This window comes from Tunicatimonas sp., assembly GCF_049647865.1.
Taxonomy (GTDB): domain Bacteria; phylum Bacteroidota; class Bacteroidia; order Cytophagales; family Cyclobacteriaceae; genus Tunicatimonas.
Window position 1 is genome coordinate 1 of sequence record NZ_JBARYM010000011.1, and the last position, 2,488, is coordinate 2,488.

The 2,488-nt window shown below is 44.7% G+C and carries 2 protein-coding genes; one reads left to right on the forward strand and one right to left on the reverse strand.

The genetic code is table 11. The features are described from left to right. Positions 1–591: proline dehydrogenase family protein (locus WBA23_RS00295; RefSeq protein ID WP_424580229.1), on the forward strand; the 591-nt coding region annotated here is incomplete at its 5' end. A gap of 228 nt (positions 592–819) precedes the next feature. On the opposite strand, the gene WBA23_RS00300 is transcribed toward WBA23_RS00295, so the two are convergent. After that, positions 820–2,403 (reverse strand): RagB/SusD family nutrient uptake outer membrane protein, encoded by a 1,584-nt coding sequence (locus WBA23_RS00300; RefSeq protein ID WP_424580230.1) that lies wholly within the window; start codon positions 2,401–2,403, stop codon positions 820–822. Positions 2,404–2,488: the final 85 nt, after the last annotated feature.

The following is a 2,488-nucleotide window of genomic DNA, read 5'->3' on the forward strand; positions in this document are numbered from 1 at the left end:
GAGAAAGTCATTGTGTACAATACCTACCAAATGTACCGCCACGATATGCTAGATAACCTAAAAGCGGCCTATCGACGCGCCGTTACGCATCAATATTACTTGGGGGTAAAAATAGTACGCGGCGCCTATATGGAAAAAGAGCGGGAACGAGCTGAGGATAAAGGGTATCCTGATCCTATTCAACCCAACAAACAGGCCACCGACGAAGACTATAATCGGGCACTGCTGTATTGCCTTAATCATAAGCAGCGAATATATCTATGCTCGGGGTCGCACAATGAGTACAGCAATTACTATTTAGCTATGCTGATGGAAAAACACTCAGTGAAACCGAATGACCCTCGAGTTTATTTTGCCCAACTCTACGGAATGAGTGACAATATTTCATTCAATCTATCCCAAGCCGGTTTTAATGTAGCCAAGTACGTACCCTACGGCCCCCTGGAAGCAGTGATGCCTTACCTTTTCCGCCGAGCCGAAGAAAACACCTCTGTCCGCGGCCAAAGCAGCCGCGAACTCACAATGGTGAATCAGGAGATGAACCGTCGTTCCGGGTCTCGCCAGACCGGGTCTCGCCAGACCGGGTCTTGATAGATCAGTTCGTTTATCGTTCTAGGAAATTACTGCGAGTGTCCTTTGAGGCATAAACTGTAAATTTTATTCTATAGAAACAATGCTTGATTATTTATCACAACTCTGATTTAATTGCTGATAAGTGCTTTACAAGCGTTTATTCTTAGACCATTCAAGGTAAGTAAATTGTTCAACTATGTAAGGAATTACAATACTCGCTTATCGCCTCCAATAGACAATTGACTACTAGTATCCCGGATTATTGCCAGACTGAGCTATGATCTGATTCGTTTCTATTTCGCTTTGCGGTATAGGATAGAGCAGATGCTTAGGTACTTCAAAGGCAAAACTAGATGGGGCATGAGGATAACCAAATTCTTCCACTCCCCACGTGCCCAAATCTAGGTATCCTGCCGCATGCCATCTTCTCAGGTCAGTCCAGCGAATACCCATTTCTCCGGCTAACTCTACAAATCGTTCGTTAGCAATATCTTCCAAAGTAACCGCAGTTAAATTCGCGGGCACCGCAGCTTCAGTACCATCTGAGTTTGACATCCGCGCTCGCGTTCTAACATCGTTCACCTGCTGAAGAGCCGCACCAGTGTTACCAGTTTGCAAATACGCCTCAGCCGCTAGTAGCTTTACATCGGCGTAACGAAGAATGCGTGGATTGTTAATAGAAGTAGCTCCAAAGCCCGTAATCTCGTTACGGCTAGGAAGAACGTACTTTATGAACCATAATCCGTTCAAAGGTCCTTCACCGTTAAAGTAACCCGCGAAATTTTCCTCTGGATCTGGGTTCGCAGAGAATGTCTCTTCTATTCTAGGGTCACCTTCTTCAAAGGCATCAATTAATTTCTGCGTAGGTCCTACCCGTGCCCCTCCCGACCCGGACGACCAGTGGCGCGTACTGTAACTATAATAAGCTGACATTTGGCCTACCCCTCCTCCGAAGTCGTTTGCCAGAAACGGGTTTTCTTGAGTAGTATTATTACTCGCTTGGTACTCAAAAAGTGACTCTGAGTTATTTTCAGTATTTACATCAAAATTATCACTGAATTTATCGGCTAAGCTAGCATTAGTGATTCTTCCAAAAGCAGTAATCGCGTTTTGGTAATCTTCGGTATTTCCTCCGTTGTAACTAGCTCGCAAGGTGTACGCCTTTACTAACATACCATTAGCACCATCGCGGGTTATCCTGCCTCGCTCATTAGCATCCCACGATTCGGGAAGAAGCGTAGCAGCCGTTTCGAAGTCAGTAATAGCCTGATCTAGTAATTGAAACCCTTCGGAGGGAGGCTTAACAGCATCATCCAAACTAGTAATTCTATTGTTTATAAGGGGAGCCTTACGGAACCAGTCCCATAGCCACATGTTGGCCCAAGATCGTAGAAAAAGAGCTTCTCCACGATTACTATCTAGTAAAGTTTCGTCTTGGTAAACCTGCTGTATCGTCGGATCCTCTAGCTTCTCTAGCACAAAGTTAGAGCGAGCAATAATCTCGTATAGTACCCCCCACACGCCATCAACCCGGCCATTCGTACTGTTGAGTGTTTCAAAAGCATCGAATGGCACTCCAGCATTTTCAGCTGATAAATCATCTGCGGGCAAAACCCAAGAGATAGGCTTGGTAGTTGAGGCGAAACTACCTCCGTAGAGTTCTACTATTTTTCCGTAGATAGCACCGACGGACTGTTGAACCCGCCCTTCACTATCGAAGTAGGCTTCCTCAAACTCGCGAGTAGGCTCTACATTATCGAGCGTTTCTTCGCAGGCAGTACCCACGAAAAACAGAAAGATAAATGTTAGGTATTTTTTAAATGAATTCATACGTGTATTTATTAATAGTGAATCTTTCTTTCAATTTAAAAAGCAACATTAATTCCGGTGAATAAGGTAACCGGGGTTGGGCTAT

Excerpts from the sequence above, each read along its gene's own strand:
- WBA23_RS00300 (WP_424580230.1), bottom strand. The coding sequence starts at position 2,403 with ATGAATTCATTTAAAAAATACCTAACATTTATCTTTCTGTTTTTCGTG.